This window comes from Acinetobacter sp. WC-743 (assembly GCF_000335555.1).
Classification (GTDB): Bacteria; Pseudomonadota; Gammaproteobacteria; order Pseudomonadales; family Moraxellaceae; genus Acinetobacter; species Acinetobacter bereziniae.
Genome location: NZ_AMFQ01000085.1, coordinates 46,850 through 63,175 on the forward strand (window position 1 = coordinate 46,850; position 16,326 = coordinate 63,175).

Below are 16,326 nucleotides of genomic sequence, written 5' to 3' on the forward strand. Positions count from 1 at the left end.
AAAGTTCAAATCTGATTGTACTAAGCAATATTTATGCACATAACTCACACATTGATCAACAAATCATTGCTTAATCGATGAATGTTGCACCAGCCATGTACGGACGTAATACTTCTGGTACTTCGATAGAGCCATCCGCACGTTGATAATTTTCCATCACCGCCAACAAGGTACGCCCCACAGCCAAACCAGAACCATTCAAGGTATGCACCAGTTCAGTTTTCTTTTGGTCTGCACGATAACGAGCCATCATACGACGTGCTTGGAAGTCCCACATATTTGAACAAGAAGAGATCTCACGGTAAGTGTTTTGACTTGGTACCCAAACTTCTAAGTCATAAGTTTTACATGCGCCAAAGCCCATATCTCCGCCACATAAAACGATTTTACGATACGGTAAGCCCAGTGCTTGTAAAATACCTTCGGCATGTCCAGTCAAGGCTTCCAAAGCATCCATTGAGTCTTCAGGCTTAACGATTTGAACCATTTCAACTTTGTCAAATTGGTGCTGACGAATCAAACCACGAGTATCACGACCATATGAACCTGCTTCACTACGGAAACATGGTGTATGTGCTGCATACTTCAGAGGTAAACGATCAGCATCAATAATCTCATTACGAACAAAGTTGGTTACAGGAACCTCAGCCGTCGGAATCAAATAGTATTCTTTCTCACCTTGTAATTTGAATAAGTCTTCTTCAAATTTAGGTAATTGCCCTGTTCCACGCAATGAATCAGCATTAACAAGATAAGGGACATAAGCTTCGGTATAACCATTTTTAAGTGTATGAGTATCCAACATAAATTGGGTTAACGCACGTTGTAAACGCGCCAAAGGACCTTTGAGCACACTAAAACGTGTACCTGTCAGTTTTGTCGCAGTTTCAAACTCTAAGCCGCCCATCATTTCGCCAAGATCAGTATGATCTTTAATCTCGAAATCAAATTGACGTGGCGTTCCCCATTTCAGGATTTCGACATTATCACTTTCATCTTTACCTTCTGGTACAGACTCATGTGGTAAATTTGGAATAGACATCAATTTTGCTTCAAGCTCAGCCTGAAGTTCATTTAACTCTACTTCAGCTGCTTTGATTTCATCACCAATCGCACCCATACGTGCCATGATTTCAGAAGCATCCCCGCCGGATTTTTTGATTTGACCAACTTGTTTCGCACCCGAATTACGTTCCGCTTGTAAGTTTTCAGTTCTAGACTGAATTTCTTTACGGCGAGCTTCTAGTGATGCCCATTCTTCAACATTCAGTTGCACACCACGTTTTGCCAAGGCTAAATTAACTGCCTCGATATTATTTCGGATTAATTTTGGGTCGATCATAGTCAATCTAAAGTTAAGAAAAAAACTGGCTATAGTGTAAGCTCTTCACTGCAAAAAATACAGTGACAGAGCGTGTTAGCATTGTGAATTGTATGATTTGACAACATATTTATGATGTTGCTGGTTTATCTGTCTCTGCTTCAACCTGAGGTAAACTTGGTAAGTATTCGGGTTTAATCAAATCTTTCGCCGTTTGATATGGTAGTTTTAACTCTGGCATGCCTTCTGCATAAGAGGTTAATTCATACAATGGATAAACAAAGACAATTCCATTTACACCGTAATAATAATTATCGCTCAACTGCAACTTATCACGCGTAATATCCTTTTGAATCAACCAATTAGAGTTAGCATCATAAAGTTGCTCTGCAACTTTGGCTTCGACATTCGGTTTTAAAATATCGGTAAGTGCCAAGCGCTTTTGTGTGCTTAAATCAAAGGTCACATATTCATTATGATACATTCCATGCGCAGCTCCTGCTGCATAGGTATAGGTTTGAATCACAAAAGTGGCTAAATTATTTTGTTGAGAGATAAAACGAACATAAATTGAATTTTGATTGAGCCCTTTTGGAGATGTCTGTGCTTCGCTTTCGGCTGAAACATGTCCTTGGTCTTTTTCAAACGCGCCAGGTACATCTTTTTTAATTCGATTTAGAAAATACTCATCAATCCAAGGTACATTGCTTTTTACGCTCTGCAAATCGTATTGAGTACAGCCCGCTTCATCACAGAACTGCTTTTTAATACCATCAACACGTTGAACTTTTGCTTGGATCAATGGAATTTGCGTCGATTTTGCAGTGCTTGCCCCAGTTTGTTCTGCCTGAGGAGCAGGCTTTTCTTGACAACCTGTAGCGATCAGTAAGACTGAAAATAGTGCTGATACAACCAATCCTGTTTTTAAATTCACTTGCATTACCATGTTATAAAGCATAATTAGAGATTTCTTTTATCATAAAACTAGAAATTTCAAATTAATATTCATAATTGTTAATGACCCACATTTTACTCGAAAAATCGCTTTATTTTTTTGATCTCAATCCAAGTTAGGTAAAAGTCATTATTTCTAAGATCTCACTTTACAATGGGCATCACAGCTTATTTATTTTGACTTTTTTCACGCATAAATAAAAAAGCAACCCAAAGGTTGCTTTTTAGAAAAAATATTATTGATCAATAATATCCGTACCCTTAGGAGGCACAAAGTTAAAAGTAGAAGCAGGAATTGCAACATTCACATTGACGTTGTTAAAACGTACAGTAGTGGTTTGCCCCAATGAATCTTGCAAGATCATCAGTGTCGGTGCATTTTTAGCCCCAAAACTAATCGTTAAGCTTTGGAAAGCCCCATCTTTTTGCTTCGGATAAAGCGTGTAATAGGTTTTACCTGCATCTGGCTGAGTGATTCGATACGCTTTTTGAATCTGCTGGGTATTTCCACTTAATAACAATGCAGGCGTATTTGCCACTTGCTCATCTAAGCTCTGTCTAACGGCTTGTTGTAGATCAGGATCATAAATCCATACAGTACGTCCAGCAGTCACGATCGTCTGTTTTGCAGGCGTTGTTGTTTCCCAATAGAACTTTCCTGGGCGCTCGACTTTCATCGTCCCTTTAAAGGTCTGGTTCATATGCTGGGCAGTTAAGCCTTTTTTCTGTACAGCTTTACCCGCTTGAGTTGCTTTGGTGGTTTGTTCAAAATTAGCAGTAAAGCTTTTTACGCCACTGAGCTGTTTGACAAGGTTTGCTGTCGCTTGTTGCTCCGACGCAGCAGTCGCTGCAAAAACTGTTGTGCTCATGACTGGCGCAAGCAGAGCTGCACCTACGGCTACTGCACCCATCGTTTTACGAAGCATATTCATATGTTCACCTTTACTATGTCTGCATATAAAACTGCATGCAGGATGTTATTTAGATGACCTATCTTAAACTAAATCATGTCAGTAATAATTGAGAAAATAAGAAGTTTTGTATTGTTATTAGTGCAATATGTAGAAAATTATTCATCATGATGAAGAATAAATTGAATGCAAAGCAACAATTGAACATAAAAAAGCCCGCAATTAAGCGGGCTTTTTCGAACCATTAAAGCTTACACTTCAACAGATACATAGCGACGGCCAAATTGACCTTTCACTTCAAATTTGATTACGCCGTCAGCAGTAGCAAATAAAGTATGGTCACGACCCATACCTACGTTTGCACCAGCGTGGAATTCTGTACCACGTTGACGAACAATAATGTTCCCAGCAGTCACAGCTTGACCACCGTACATTTTAACACCTAACATTTTAGGGTTCGAATCACGACCGTTTTTAGTCGAACCACCGGCTTTTTTAGTTGCCATGTCTCTATACTCCTAGTGATTAACCTGCGATCGCAGTAATTTTCAACTCGGTAAACCATTGACGGTGACCTTGTTGCTTACGGTAGTGCTTACGACGACGCATTTTAATAATACGGATTTTGTCATGACGACCGTGACCAACCACTTCTGCAGTTACTTTTGCGCCAGCTACAACTGGAGCACCGATTTGAATGCTTTCGCCATTCACAACCATTAATACATCATCAAATGTAATCGTTGCGCCTGTTTCAGCTTTCAACAATTCAACTTTAAGGGTTTCACCCTCAACAACACGGTGCTGTTTACCACCGCTTTGGATTACTGCGTACATAACGTACTCCAACTTGCCCGTGTCGTCGTGCCGATAAAGGAATATATCGATCTTAAAACGAACGCCACTGGGGGGTTATACAAGGGCAAAGATTTTAAGTGATAATGAATTAAACAACAAGTCATTTTCATGAAATATTAACATTGCCTACAAATTAATCGCAATAATCACTTTTTTTTAAGGTTTAGCCCTTGAATATGTGAATTTTTTTATTAAATTGAAATAGATTTTTAAAACAAATCCGCTACTATGTAGCTCAAAACAACAACGTGCAGAATATTTAATGTTTTATGCTTTTTTGGACAATTAAAGAACAAATCATTAAGATTCAGGCACGATGTCTGCTTCCAAAAGCAACATTCAGACATATTCATTGTTACACTAACGACTTATAACGCATTTGCATGAGGCTCCCACCCGATGACCATCGACTTTAAGCAAGATATTCTCGCTCCTGTTGCAACAGACTTTGCTGCGATGGACAAGTTTATTAATGAAGGGATTACCTCAAAAGTTGCTTTGGTGATGGCGGTCAGTAAGCATGTGGTTGAAGCTGGCGGAAAACGTATGCGCCCCATTATGTGTTTACTTGCAGCAAAAGCTTGCGGTGCAACAGACACGCAAATGGAGCCCTACCGTAAACTGGCTGCCATTATTGAAATGTTGCACACGGCAACATTGGTTCACGATGATGTCGTTGATGAGTCAGGTTTGCGTCGTGGTCGTCCAACTGCAAACGCAACATGGAATAACCAAACGGCAGTTTTAGTAGGTGACTTCCTGATTTCACGTGCATTTGACTTGCTGGTTGATCTGGACAATATGGTGTTGTTAAAAGATTTTTCGACAGGAACCTGTGAAATTGCTGAAGGTGAAGTTTTACAACTTCAGGCACAACATCAACCTGAAACCACAGAACAAACATATTTAGATATTATTCACGGTAAAACTTCACGTTTATTTGAATTAGCAACAGAAGGGGCTGCTATTCTTGCTGGTCAACCTCAATATCGTGAGCCACTCCGTCTTTTTGCTGGACATTTTGGCAATGCCTTCCAAATCATCGATGATATTTTAGACTATACCTCTGACGCTGAAACATTAGGTAAAAATATTGGTGATGATTTGATGGAAGGAAAACCAACTTTACCTTTAATCTCTGCTTTAGCGAATACACAAGGCGAAGAACACGAAATTATTCGTAAGAGTATTGCAACTGGCGGGACAGCAGATTTAGAACGTGTGATTCAAATCGTTCAAACTTCTGGTGCTTTAGATTATTGTAGCCGCCGTGCAAATGAAGAAACACAAGCTGCGATCCAAGCACTGAGTCATTTACCTGAATCTAAATACCGTCAAGCATTGTATAACTTGGCGCAACTTGCCTTACATCGCATTCAATAGAATTTAACAAGGCCTATGCATATACATTTTAATGATCTTTTTCTCCTTATGCAGGAACAACTTGATGATCCCAAAGTTGTTCCAAATCCTGATATTTTAATCGAGCTAGTCAAACGGATCAGACCCAATGACACACGTAACCTAGAAGAAATTGAAAATAAATTCAATTCATTAATTCAATCTCTACTCATTACGCCTAATGCATCTTCAGCATTTCAAGGCTACTTACTCAAGCTAGTCAATCATTACAAACAAGCCGGGCTATATGCGGACAGTGGCATATTATCCTTAGATGGTTTCTGGAATCAGCTTGGGCAACGTATTGGTGCTCACTTTCTTCCTTTATTACCTGATGAAACAGAACTAAAAGATTTAGTCGGTAAGGTTTTTTATCAACGCAGTGATAAATATTGGCTTGAAAATATTGATTCAGCGCATTGGAAACAGTTATTTCAACTTCTCAATCAAGGGCATCGTTATAGCAATGATAAACTTGGTATTAAACGCGATATTATTAAAGCTATTACCGTACTCTCCTACCGTATTAGTGGTATTGGTTTATATCCAGAGTTTATCAATGCTTATCCTGAATTACAGGAATATGAATCTCCATTTTTAGTCCAAAACCGTGAAATCGTTGAGTTTATAGAAGCTTATAAAAAACAACACCGCGATCAGAATCAGTATGCTGTCACTGTTCCACCAGATGCAGATCAAGCCTTGGTGATGATTGAACAGTGTCGTGATGTGGTGTTCAAGGTTCGTCGAGCAATTAAGCGAATTGGTGTCAGTCTAAGTTTGACCTATTTATTGTCACTGCTTGAACAATGTTTGGATCGTATAGAACTGTTATTGAATCTGTTGGTAGAAGATGATCAGATTCGTTATGCATTGTGTGGAGAACTACTGACTGACTTGGTTGATGCGCATTATAGTGAAACGAGTGTTCGTGATTTACTCAAAACCAATAGTGAATTGATTGCTCTACAAGTTACAGAAAATGCCAGCAAAACAGGCGAACATTACGTAAGTACTGATAAAAAAGGCTTCTTGGGTATGTATCAAGCAGCAGCAGGTGCTGGTGTGATCATTGCCACAATGGCAACCCTTAAAATCCTCTCTGCACGTTTAGTACTCGCGCCTTTTATGCATGCTTTTCTGTATAGCATGAATTATTCACTGGGTTTTATTCTGATTCATGTTTTACACTTTACGGTTGCCACCAAACAACCAGCAATGACTGCTGCAGCACTTGCCTCGACAGTACAGCATCAAAAAGGATCAAAAACGGCACAAATTGCAGAACTTGCAGGTCTGATTATTAATATTATTCGCACTCAGTTTATTGCGATTTTAGGCAATATTTCGATTGCAATACCAACAGCTGCACTCATCACCTATTTATGGCAATTGGCAATGGATGAACCTTTGCTCACACATGCCAAAGCCACGACTTTACTGCATAGCTTGAATCCGTTTACCTCACTTGCCATTCCACATGCAGCAATTGCCGGTGTTTGTTTATTTTTATCGGGATTAATTGCTGGATATTTCGACAATATGTCGGTTTATCGCAAGGTCGGACCACGTCTGAAAGCTCACACCAAATGGAAGAAACTTTTAGGACAGGAACGACTCAATAAATTTGCGGATTATGTTGAACGCAATTTGGGTGCACTGGCAGGTAATTTCCTCTTTGGTATCATGCTTGGAAGCATGGGAACCATTGGTTTTATCTTGGGTTTACCTTTAGATATTCGCCATATTGCTTTTGCATCTGCAAACTTTATTCAAGGTTTAATGACGATTAATGGCTCTCCAGATATCGGTTTGATTATCGTTTCTTTTCTGGGTGTTTTATGTATCGGTTTAACCAACTTATTTGTAAGTTTTACTTTAACAATTATCGTTGCACTCCGAGCAAGGCAAGTGCGCTTTTCCCAATGGAAACCTTTGGCAAAACTTATATTTACCCATTTTTCAACGCGCCCAATTGATTTTTTCTGGCCACCAAAGCAACCGTTACAGCTTGAAGACGAAGCAACACCACAAAACAAACTAAATCACTAAACTTTTTGTTATTTTTTGTGCAAAATGTCAAATATTTTACAAAAAGAAATTAGTATAAATTACCTAATTTTACTCACTTGAAAAAAAGTGTACTGGCGAGTACACTTCAGTGCATTAAATAAACTTAACGTACATGTTTTTATACTCTAGGTCATTTTATGCCTTATGTATTGCTCCTTATTGGCTGTATAAGTTTACTTATTGGGAGTATTGGTTTAACCATAAACCAAGTACAACTATTTGATTTATCAAGTGTTGTATGGATGAGTTCACACCGTTTAGATTTTTTAAATGGTATTGCGCTTAGCCTATCCTATCTAGGCGGCTTACCGTCAATGATCGTGATTGCAGGGCTATGTAATGTATATTTCATACGCCTAAAACAGTATGCAAACATACTGATGATCAGTATTGGGTTACTTGGTGCTTCAGCGATTGGTTGGATAATTAAATATCTAGTCAATCGCCCACGACCTGATGAAATCTACCAGATGGTGCAAACCTATGGTGCTTCATTTCCCAGTGCTCACAGTATTTATGCTGCTATTGTATGTTGTTCGATTATGTTTATATTTCAAAAGCATCACCACGTTAAATGGATTGGCTTGGCGGGCTTTTTATGGTTTCTAAGCATGGGGGTCTCTAGAATTTATCTGGGAGCACATTTCCCAACTGATGTACTCACTGGATGGGGTATAGGTTTCATATGGGCTGCTATTTTATGGTTCATATTGACACCAGAAACGTTAAGTCAGAACAAATTATTTTTAGATAAGAATCTAAACGAGGTGGAATAATGATGTCGGCAAAGCTTTGGGCTCCTGCCCTTACTGCTTGTGCTCTCGCAACAAGTATTGCACTTGTAGGTTGCAGCAAAGATCCTAAATCAGCACAAGAAGCTGGTGGTGCTGCCCAAAAAATGCCGCCGACTGAAGTTGGTGTCATTGTTGCTCAACCACAAAGCGTTGAACAAACTGTAGAACTTTCTGGTCGTACTTCAGCATATCAAATATCTGAAGTTCGTCCGCAAACAAGTGGTGTGATTTTAAAACGTTTGTTTACAGAAGGTAGTTTTGTTCGTGAAGGTCAACCTCTTTACGAGATTGATTCGAGAGTTAACCGTGCAAACTTAGACAATGCAAAAGCAGCTTTAGTACGTCAGCAAGCGAATTTAAATTCATTACAAGTGAAAGCAAATCGTTATCGCCAACTTGTTGGCATTAACGCCGTGTCTAAACAAGAATATGATGACTTACTTGCTCAAATAAAACTTGCTGAAGCAGATATTGCTGCTTCAAATGCGACTGTTAAAAATGCACAAATTGACCTAGGCTATTCAACTGTTCGTTCGCCTATTTCTGGTCAATCAGGTCGTTCATCTGTTACTGCTGGTGCTTTAGTCACAGCCAATCAGGCGAATGCTTTAGTGACAATTCAACAACTTGATCCAATTTACGTAGACATCAGCCAATCAAGTGCTGAGTTGTTACGTCTACGTCAACAGTTGAGTCAAGGTAGCATTGATCGCAGTAACAACACAAAAGTACGCTTAAAACTTGAAGATGGTAGTTACTACCCTGTCGAAGGAAATCTGGCATTTTCTGATGCAAGTGTAAACCCAGAAACAGGTTCGGTGACCCTACGTGCTGTGTTCTCAAATCCGAATCACTTGTTATTGCCAGGTATGTTTGCCAACGCGCAAATCGTACAGGGTGTGATTCCAAATGCTTACTTGGTTCCGCAAGCTGCGATTACACGTACGCCAACAGGTCAAGCCATTGCAATGATTGTCAATGCAAAAGGTGCTGTTGAAAGTCGTCCAATCACAACTGCAGGTGTTCATGGCAAAGATTGGATCGTCACTCAAGGTTTAAATACAGGTGATAAAGTCATTGTTGATGGTATCGCGAAAGTTAAACCTGAACAGGAAGTGGTTGCTAAACCTTATCAACCACAAGCTGAAGCTCAACCTGGACAAGCTGCGCCTAAACCAGCAACAGCTGCTCAACCTGCGGCTCAGCAAGAAAAAAACAGTGAACAAAAATCTACTTCACATGCTTAAGGGGTAGACTGAATGGCTCAATTCTTTATTCATCGTCCGATTTTTGCATGGGTAATTGCATTAGTCATTATGTTAGCGGGTGTACTCACGCTGACAAAAATGCCCATTGCACAATATCCGACGATTGCACCACCGACTGTCACAATTTCTGCGACATATCCAGGTGCATCTGCTGAAACTGTTGAGAATACAGTTACACAGATTATCGAACAACAAATGAATGGCTTGGATGGCTTACGTTACATCTCATCTAACAGTGCGGGTAACGGTCAGGCTTCAATCCAATTAAACTTTGAACAAGGTGTCGATCCAGATATCGCCCAAGTTCAAGTACAAAACAAATTACAGTCAGCAACTGCGCTTTTGCCTGAAGATGTACAACGTCAAGGTGTGAAAGTGACCAAGTCTGGCGCAAGTTTCTTACAGGTACTTGCATTCTATTCTACACAAGACAGCCTTTCTGCAAATGACATTAAGGACTATGTAAACTCAAACATTTCAGAACCATTAAGCCGTGTGGCGGGTGTGGGTGAAGTGCAAGTGTTTGGTGGTTCATATGCGATGCGTATTTGGCTTGATCCTGCAAAATTAACCAGTTTAGGGCTTACACCGAGTGATGTTGCAGCAGCAATTCGTGCACAAAACTCACAGGTTGCTGTAGGTCAATTAGGTGGTGCGCCATCTGTTGATGGGCAAGTGCTGAACGCAACGGTTAATGCGCAAAGCATGTTGACCACACCTGAACAGTTTAAAAACATCTTCTTGAAAAACACCAGTGACGGTGCTCAAGTACGTTTAGGTGATGTTGCTCGTGTTGAATTAGGTGCGGACAACTATCAGTTTGACTCGAAGTACAATGGTAAACCTGCTGGCGGTGTTGCAATTAAACTTGCGACGGGTGCCAATGCATTAGATACAGCGAAAGCAGTTGAAGCGCGTTTGGTTGATTTACGTAAGAACTACCCTGCTGGCATGAAAGATGAATTGGCATTTGATACCACGCCATTTATTCAACTGTCGATTGAAAGTGTGGTTCATACCTTAATCGAAGCGGTTATTCTTGTATTCTTTGTCATGTTCTTGTTCTTACAGAACTGGCGTGCAACGATTATTCCAACAATGGCTGTTCCAGTGGTTGTGTTGGGTACCTTTGCCATCATCAATCTATTTGGATTCTCAATCAATACACTGACCATGTTTGCGATGGTTCTGGCGATTGGTCTCTTGGTGGATGATGCCATCGTTGTGGTCGAAAACGTTGAACGGGTCATGCAGGAAGATCATTTAGATCCAGTCACTGCCACAGAACTTTCAATGAAACAGATCTCTGGTGCATTAGTAGGTATTACCTCAGTATTGACTGCTGTATTCGTTCCAATGGCATTCTTTGGGGGTACAACAGGTGTAATTTATCGACAATTCTCGATCACGCTCGTGACTGCGATGGTGCTTTCATTAATTGTTGCTTTAACATTTACGCCTGCACTGTGTGCGACTATTTTGAAACAGCATGATCCAAACAAAGAACAAAGCAATAACATCTTTGCACGTTTCTTCCGTTGGTTTAACAATGCTTTTGATCGTACTGCGGAAAAATACCAAAATGGTGTAAACCGCATGACTCACCATAAAATATTCTCAGGAATTATTTATGCTGTTGTAGTCGGTGTATTGGTCACTGTATTTATCAAAATGCCGTCTTCATTCTTACCTGAAGAAGATCAGGGTATTGTCATGACCTTGGTACAATTACCACCAAATGCGACTTTGGATCGTACTGGTAAAACCATTGATACCATGACCAACTACTTCTTAAATAAAGAAAAAGATTCGGTTAAATCTGTATTTAGTGTGGCTGGTTTCTCCTTCACTGGGGTCGGTCAAAATGCGGGGCTTGCTTTCATTCGTTTGAAAGATTGGGAAGAACGTACAACACCTGAACAACAGATTGGTGCAGTTATTCAACGTGGTATGGCACTCAACATGATCATCAAAGATGCATCATATGTTATGCCACTGCAATTGCCTGCAATGCCTGAATTAGGTGTAACTGCTGGTTTTAACTTGCAGTTAAAAGATCCAGGTGGTCAAGGTCATGACAAACTGATTGCTGCTCGTAATGCGATCTTGGGCATGGCGTCACAAGACAAACGTCTTGTCGGTGTACGACCAAATGGTCAAGAAGATACGCCTCAGTATCAAATCACAATCGACCAAGCGCAAGCAGGTGCGATGGGTGTAAGCATTGCTGATATCAACTCAACCATGAGCATGGCTTGGGGTGGTTCTTATATCAATGACTTCGTTGACCGTGGTCGTGTGAAGAAAGTTTATGTCCAAGGTGATGCGAATGCTCGTATGATGCCTGAGGACTTAAACAAATGGTATGTGCGTAATAGCAAAGGTGAAATGGTTCCATTCTCTGCTTTTGCAACAGGCAAATGGACTTATGGTTCACCTCGTCTAGAACGTTACAATGGTGTTGCCTCAGTCAACATTCAAGGTACGCCAGCCCCTGGTGTCAGCTCTGGTGATGCGATGGCAGCAATGGAAGAAATCATTGCCAAATTACCATCTATGGGCTTGTCAGGTTATGACTATGAATGGACAGGTTTATCATTAGAAGAACGTGAGTCTGGCGCTCAAGCACCATTCTTGTATGCGCTTTCATTATTGATTGTATTCTTGTGTCTTGCAGCACTCTATGAAAGCTGGTCGATTCCATTCTCAGTATTACTTGTGGTTCCATTAGGTGTATTGGGTGCGGTGTTATTGACATATTTCGGTATGATCATTAAAGGAGATCCAAATCTTTCCAATAACATTTACTTCCAAGTGGCACTCATTGCAGTCATCGGTTTGTCTGCGAAGAATGCGATTTTAATTGTAGAATTTGCGAAAGAGTTGCAAGAAAAAGGCGAAGAGCTGTTTGAAGCTACATTGCATGCTGCAAAAATGCGTTTACGTCCAATCATTATGACAACTTTGGCGTTTGGTTTCGGTGTACTCCCTCTTGCTCTGTCAACAGGTGCAGGCGCTGGTAGCCAACACTCAGTCGGATATGGTGTATTGGGTGGTGTGATTAGTTCAACACTTTTAGGTATCTTCTTTATTCCTGTATTCTTCGTATGGATTCGTAGTATCTTTAAGTACAAACCTAAAAATCAAAATATTCAGGAGCATAAATCGTGATGCAAAACGTATGGTCTATTTCAGGTCGTAGCATTGCGGTATCTGCACTTGCGCTTGCTTTGACAGCTTGTCAAAGCATGCGTGGCCCAGAACCGGTAGCTCAAGCGAACATACCTACGAGTTATATTGATAATGGCACGGGTACGTCCATTGCTTCACAAGGCTATAAAGAGTTTTTTGCAGATCAACGCTTGCTTCAAGTGCTCGATCTTGCTTTAGCCAACAACCGTGATTTACGTACAGCAACATTGAATATTCAACGTGCACAACAAGCTTATCAAATCACTGAAAACAATCAGTTACCTACGATTGGTGCAAGCGGCGGTGTTTTACGTCAAGACCAAGGCATGGGTGCTCAGACACGTTATAACGTTGGTCTAGGTGTAACTTCTTATGAGTTGGACTTTTGGGGTCGTGTAAAAAGTTTAAAAGACAATGCACTAGATACTTATCTATCGACTGCAAGTGCACGTGATGCAACGCAAATCAGCTTAATAGGTCAAGTTGCACAGGCTTGGTTAAATTATTCTTTTGCGACAGCACAACTTAAACTGGCTGACCAAACACTCAAAGCGCAACTCGATTCTTATAACCTCAACAAAAAACGTTTTGATGTGGGTATTGACAGTGAAGTTCCTGTTCGTCAGGCACAGATCTCCGTTGAAACTGCTCGAAATGATGTTGCGAACTATAAGACACAAATTGCTCAAGCTCAAAACTTGTTGAACTTACTTGTTGGACAAACAGTTCCTGATAATTTGCTGCCTAAACAACGTGTAACACGTATTACCACAAATTCAGCATTTGCTGCTGGCTTGCCAAGTGACTTGTTGAACAACCGTCCTGATGTTAAAGCAGCAGAATATAAACTTTCAGCTGCGGGTGCGAATATTGGTGCTGCTAAAGCACGTTTATTCCCAACTATTAGCTTGACGGGTTCTGCGGGTTATGCGTCGACAGATTTAAGTGATTTGTTTAAATCTGGCTCATTCGTATGGTCTTTAGGTCCTAGCCTTGATATTCCACTATGGGATTGGGGTACTCGTAAAGCGAACATTAAAATTTCAGAAACAGATCAACAAATTGCGTTGTCTGATTATGAAAAATCTGTTCAATCTGCTTTCCGTGAAGTGAATGATGCTTTAGCGACACGTCAAAATATTGGTGATCGTCTATCTGCACAGAAACGTTTGGTTGATGCGACCAATACGACCTATAAACTTTCAAATGCCCGTTTCCGTGCAGGTATTGACAGTTTCTTATCGGTATTAGATGCGCAACGTACTTCATATTCTGCTGAACAAGGTTTGTTACTTTTAGAACAAGCCAATTTAAACAATCAAATTGAAGTGTATAAAACCTTAGGTGGTGGTCTGAAAGCCAATACTTCAGATCAAATTGCACAGCCTGCTTCTTCGTCTGAATTGAAATATCATCCAAACGATAAAAAGTAAGTAAAATCAAATTGATCATAAAAGCTCACTTCGGTGGGCTTTTTTTATTGCATTTTGGAGCAGAATTTTCTATGTTGGAAACAAATCATCATTATTGAATATTGAAAAACAATGAAATTAAGCAATTTGGAAACTGTTCCTGCCCACAATATTAAGCAACAACTTGATGTGGTTTACGGAAGTACTGTTCGAAGCAAGCATGTCGGTCGTGATTTGATGGCTGGTTTAAAGAATATTGTGGGCGGTGAATTGAAAGGCTATACCGAATTATTAGAAGAATCGCGCCAAGAAGCCATGAATCGAATGATTGAAAAAGCACAAGCTTTGGGTGCCAATGCTATTGTGGGGATTCGTTTTTCCACCTCAAATATTGCACAAGGGGCATCAGAACTTTTTGTTTATGGTACAGCAGTAATTGTTGAGCCAAAGCAAACACAACTTCCCGACCCATTTTCAAATTAGGCAACGTAAATGGATGGTTTAATTTTTAAAATCGCATTAACACTGGTTCTGTTTTTTATTGGATGGGGCTTCGGGCGATTCATTGAACAAAAGCATCTAAAGGAATTGGCGGAAAAAGAACAACGCCTTGCGCATATTCGTATTGATACCAATAAGTTTCAGACTTCTGAACGTCAAGGGCAATTGATCAGTAGTAATGTGGTCATTTCTCATGATTACTTTAAATACATCATTGCACAAATTCAGAATTTTTTTGGCGGACGTTTAACCACTTATGAAACTGTAGTTGATCGTGCACGGCGCGAAGCAATTGTGCGTTTAAAACAAGAAGCTGAGAAAGTAGGATCAACCCATATTATGGGCTTACGTTTAAGTACAACTGAACTCGGCATGCAAGGCGGCATGGTTGAAGTGTTTGCTTATGGTACGGCAACCTAATAATTGTATGTGTTTAAACATCGATCATTCGTTTTGTTCTGTACAAAAATGAATGATCTTGATTTACTTCAGCTAGCCAGATCATGGATAATCTCAGGATTGATTCAACTGTTATATCCTAGATTTGGTTGTAAAAAACTACAACTTTTTAATGATGCACATCGGCTTGGCTTAATGAAAAATTTAACACTGCAACTTAGCATAGGATTGATCACCATGCTTCCATTGAGCATAAAAGCAGAATTAATTGTACTTGCCTCTCCACAAAGCCATGATAAATATTATTCAAAAGTCATCGATGACATTTTTGATTTTCATGTCGATTATGCGAAAAAAATTATTCAACATGGTGATAATGTTGTAATTTTAACCGATCAAAAGCTTTATCCAGATTATGTCAAAGCTTTGGGAAAACAGCATGTTGCTATAGCGCCAATGCAAGATATTTGGATGCGTGATTTTAGTAGTGCTAATCCCAATCAACCTATTATTTTTCGTTATACAGCAGCAGGACAAGGTGGAGGCAAAAAAGCTCAAGCCATTTCCGATGATGTTCAAGCAGAGTTTAAAGCATATAGTCAAAAAGCAGGACTGCAATTTATCCAAACTCCATTACTGAACGATGGCGGTAATTGGGTTGAAGATGGTTATGGGAATGTGGTGATCAGCACTAAATTTTTATCTGATAATCATTTATCTGAAACTGCTGCACGGCAAAAACTAATTCAACTGACGGGTGCAAAACATATTGCATTTATTGAAGCAGATGAACAAGGTGGCTTAGAACATGCAGATGGAGTAGTCAGCTTTATCGAAAAAGAAACAGTTGTCATCAACTCATATCCAGAAGATCCTGACTATTCGAAACAACTCAAAGCAGATTTGCAACGAGGTATTCCCAATATCAAGATTCACGAGATTGTGACGCCTTATGATGGCAGCCAAATTTACGATGAAAAATTTGGTTCCGCTTGTGGCTTATATACCAATATGCTGGTAACTCCTGAACGGATTTATTTTCCACAATTTGGGATCAAACAGGATGCTGTTGCACTGCAACAGATTCGCCGACTGACCAAACGAACCGTTATTCCTGTGCAATCCGCTCAAGTCTGCAAAATGGGTGGTGGTGTTCGGTGTATGTCATGGCAGTTGAGAGGGAAAAATGCGGAATTGATGTCTAAATTTTTAATCAAAGCACCTTAACGCTTAACCAAGACT

General features: G+C 40.0%; 14 protein-coding genes. 9 read left to right on the forward strand and 5 right to left on the reverse strand.

Going from position 1 to position 16,326, the window contains the following annotated elements:
• Positions 1 to 70 precede the first annotated feature (70 nt).
• From serS to rplU, 5 genes are all read right to left on the reverse strand, one after another.
• Positions 71 to 1,342: a serine--tRNA ligase gene (serS, locus tag ACINWC743_RS11920; protein WP_004828219.1), complete on the reverse strand. Its 1,272-nt coding sequence runs from the start codon at positions 1,340 to 1,342 to the stop codon at positions 71 to 73.
• A 109-nt stretch (positions 1,343 to 1,451) separates the two neighbouring features.
• Complete coding sequence (locus tag ACINWC743_RS11925; RefSeq protein ID WP_009585592.1) at positions 1,452 to 2,279, reverse strand: RsiV family protein; 828 nt, start codon at positions 2,277 to 2,279, stop codon at positions 1,452 to 1,454.
• A gap of 232 nt (positions 2,280 to 2,511) precedes the next feature.
• Complete coding sequence (gene lolA, locus ACINWC743_RS11930; protein WP_009585602.1) at positions 2,512 to 3,207, reverse strand: outer membrane lipoprotein chaperone LolA; 696 nt, start codon at positions 3,205 to 3,207, stop codon at positions 2,512 to 2,514.
• Between the two features lie 230 nt (positions 3,208 to 3,437).
• Positions 3,438 to 3,692, reverse strand: a complete 255-nt coding sequence (gene rpmA, locus ACINWC743_RS11935) for a 50S ribosomal protein L27 (RefSeq protein WP_004828213.1) — start codon at positions 3,690 to 3,692, stop codon at positions 3,438 to 3,440.
• A 19-nt stretch (positions 3,693 to 3,711) separates the two neighbouring features.
• A complete protein-coding gene (gene rplU, locus ACINWC743_RS11940; protein ID WP_004828211.1) occupies positions 3,712 to 4,023 on the reverse strand; it encodes a 50S ribosomal protein L21 in 312 nt (103 codons plus the stop codon).
• A gap of 420 nt (positions 4,024 to 4,443) precedes the next feature.
• Between rplU and sdsA the strand changes: the two genes are divergently transcribed.
• From sdsA to ACINWC743_RS11985, 9 genes are all read left to right on the forward strand, one after another.
• Entirely contained in the window at positions 4,444 to 5,427 is a 984-nt protein-coding gene (gene sdsA / locus ACINWC743_RS11945) for an All-trans-nonaprenyl-diphosphate synthase (protein ID WP_004828209.1), read from the forward strand.
• Positions 5,428 to 5,442: 15 nt separating this feature from the next.
• The gene (locus ACINWC743_RS11950; RefSeq protein WP_035301073.1) at positions 5,443 to 7,497 is read left to right on the forward strand and encodes a site-specific recombinase; all 2,055 of its coding nucleotides are present in this window, start codon (positions 5,443 to 5,445) and stop codon (positions 7,495 to 7,497) included.
• A 158-nt stretch (positions 7,498 to 7,655) separates the two neighbouring features.
• Positions 7,656 to 8,294: a phosphatase PAP2 family protein gene (locus ACINWC743_RS11955; protein ID WP_009585614.1), complete on the forward strand. Its 639-nt coding sequence runs from the start codon at positions 7,656 to 7,658 to the stop codon at positions 8,292 to 8,294.
• A complete protein-coding gene (locus ACINWC743_RS11960; protein ID WP_004828204.1) occupies positions 8,294 to 9,559 on the forward strand; it encodes an efflux RND transporter periplasmic adaptor subunit in 1,266 nt (421 codons plus the stop codon). The genes ACINWC743_RS11955 and ACINWC743_RS11960 overlap by 1 nt, the downstream gene beginning before the upstream one ends.
• A 12-nt stretch (positions 9,560 to 9,571) precedes the next feature.
• Positions 9,572 to 12,751, forward strand: a complete 3,180-nt coding sequence (gene adeJ, locus ACINWC743_RS11965) for a multidrug efflux RND transporter permease subunit AdeJ (protein ID WP_009585584.1) — start codon at positions 9,572 to 9,574, stop codon at positions 12,749 to 12,751.
• The gene (adeK, locus tag ACINWC743_RS11970) at positions 12,751 to 14,205 is read left to right on the forward strand and encodes a multidrug efflux RND transporter AdeIJK outer membrane channel subunit AdeK (protein ID WP_004828201.1); all 1,455 of its coding nucleotides are present in this window, start codon (positions 12,751 to 12,753) and stop codon (positions 14,203 to 14,205) included. The genes adeJ and adeK overlap by 1 nt, the downstream gene beginning before the upstream one ends.
• A gap of 111 nt (positions 14,206 to 14,316) precedes the next feature.
• Positions 14,317 to 14,667: a YbjQ family protein gene (locus ACINWC743_RS11975; protein ID WP_004828198.1), complete on the forward strand. Its 351-nt coding sequence runs from the start codon at positions 14,317 to 14,319 to the stop codon at positions 14,665 to 14,667.
• Positions 14,668 to 14,676: 9 nt separating this feature from the next.
• Positions 14,677 to 15,105: a YbjQ family protein gene (locus tag ACINWC743_RS11980; protein WP_009585573.1), complete on the forward strand. Its 429-nt coding sequence runs from the start codon at positions 14,677 to 14,679 to the stop codon at positions 15,103 to 15,105.
• Between the two features lie 174 nt (positions 15,106 to 15,279).
• A complete protein-coding gene (locus tag ACINWC743_RS11985) occupies positions 15,280 to 16,311 on the forward strand; it encodes an agmatine deiminase family protein (protein ID WP_035301085.1) in 1,032 nt (343 codons plus the stop codon).
• Positions 16,312 to 16,326: the final 15 nt, after the last annotated feature.

Coding starts and splice junctions, on each gene's coding strand:
- serS (WP_004828219.1), bottom strand. CDS start 1,342: ATGATCGACCCAAAATTAATCCGAAATAATATCGAGGCAGTTAATTTA.
- ACINWC743_RS11925 (WP_009585592.1), bottom strand. CDS start 2,279: ATGCTTTATAACATGGTAATGCAAGTGAATTTAAAAACAGGATTGGTT.
- lolA (WP_009585602.1), bottom strand. CDS start 3,207: ATGAATATGCTTCGTAAAACGATGGGTGCAGTAGCCGTAGGTGCAGCT.
- rpmA (WP_004828213.1), bottom strand. CDS start 3,692: ATGGCAACTAAAAAAGCCGGTGGTTCGACTAAAAACGGTCGTGATTCG.
- rplU (WP_004828211.1), bottom strand. CDS start 4,023: ATGTACGCAGTAATCCAAAGCGGTGGTAAACAGCACCGTGTTGTTGAG.
- sdsA (WP_004828209.1), top strand. CDS start 4,444: ATGACCATCGACTTTAAGCAAGATATTCTCGCTCCTGTTGCAACAGAC.
- ACINWC743_RS11950 (WP_035301073.1), top strand. CDS start 5,443: ATGCATATACATTTTAATGATCTTTTTCTCCTTATGCAGGAACAACTT.
- ACINWC743_RS11955 (WP_009585614.1), top strand. CDS start 7,656: ATGCCTTATGTATTGCTCCTTATTGGCTGTATAAGTTTACTTATTGGG.
- ACINWC743_RS11960 (WP_004828204.1), top strand. CDS start 8,294: ATGATGTCGGCAAAGCTTTGGGCTCCTGCCCTTACTGCTTGTGCTCTC.
- adeJ (WP_009585584.1), top strand. CDS start 9,572: ATGGCTCAATTCTTTATTCATCGTCCGATTTTTGCATGGGTAATTGCA.
- adeK (WP_004828201.1), top strand. CDS start 12,751: ATGCAAAACGTATGGTCTATTTCAGGTCGTAGCATTGCGGTATCTGCA.
- ACINWC743_RS11975 (WP_004828198.1), top strand. CDS start 14,317: ATGAAATTAAGCAATTTGGAAACTGTTCCTGCCCACAATATTAAGCAA.
- ACINWC743_RS11980 (WP_009585573.1), top strand. CDS start 14,677: ATGGATGGTTTAATTTTTAAAATCGCATTAACACTGGTTCTGTTTTTT.
- ACINWC743_RS11985 (WP_035301085.1), top strand. CDS start 15,280: ATGAAAAATTTAACACTGCAACTTAGCATAGGATTGATCACCATGCTT.